The sequence below is a fragment of the Calditerrivibrio sp. genome (assembly GCF_049968475.1).
In the GTDB taxonomy this organism is placed as follows: Bacteria; Chrysiogenota; Deferribacteres; order Deferribacterales; family Calditerrivibrionaceae; genus Calditerrivibrio; species Calditerrivibrio nitroreducens_A.
In genome coordinates this window covers 1-561 of record NZ_JBMFQS010000034.1, presented here as the reverse complement: position 1 = coordinate 561, position 561 = coordinate 1, and the positions used below count along the sequence as shown (strand labels likewise).

Annotated in this window: 1 protein-coding gene and 1 pseudogene; both read left to right on the top strand. The window is 38.9% G+C overall.

Annotation, left to right across the window (positions count from 1 at the left end; genetic code table 11):
• Positions 1–203 (top strand): hypothetical protein (locus tag ACP5Q2_RS09905; protein WP_428099637.1); only part of this gene is annotated, 203 nt, incomplete at its 5' end.
• A gap of 17 nt (positions 204–220) precedes the next feature.
• Positions 221–561: pseudogene (locus tag ACP5Q2_RS09900) on the top strand (hypothetical protein); the annotation flags it as partial.

The window sequence follows — 561 nt, the reverse complement described above, 5'->3', positions numbered from 1 at the left end:
CTATTTATGAAGTTGGGGCGAGTTCTTCCGAATGTATTACAAAACCTGTTAATGTCAATGAAGATGAGAAAAAAGGAGAGGTAAAGATATTACAATTAGATGAGGATAGGTTTTTTGTGGTTTTGGCTACGAAAAGTGAGATATTAGAAATTGCCAAGAGGGATTGTGTTTATTACGTTAAGTATAAAAGCAATAAGAAGTAGAGAAGGAGGAACTGGGAATGATAGATTTAAGCAAGTTTAAGAGGAAGAAGACAGAGGAATTAAGTTCAAGGGAGACGGAAGGTTATGAGGAAGGAAGGGAAGAGAATTTAGAAGGGCAGGGACAGGTTCAACAATCTTCTGACGATGAGAAAAAGAAGAAGATGCAGAAGATATTAGTATTAGCTGTAGCTGCAGCAGTTGGAGTAGGTTTTATGGTTTTTAAGAGTATTATAGGTGTTGGTGGTGATAATAAACTTTCAAGTAATAGTCCAGCTAATTTTGCTTCACCGCCACCACCTCCACCAGGACCACCTGAAACACCTCCTCCATCTACTCCACCAACTCCAACTCAGGATAC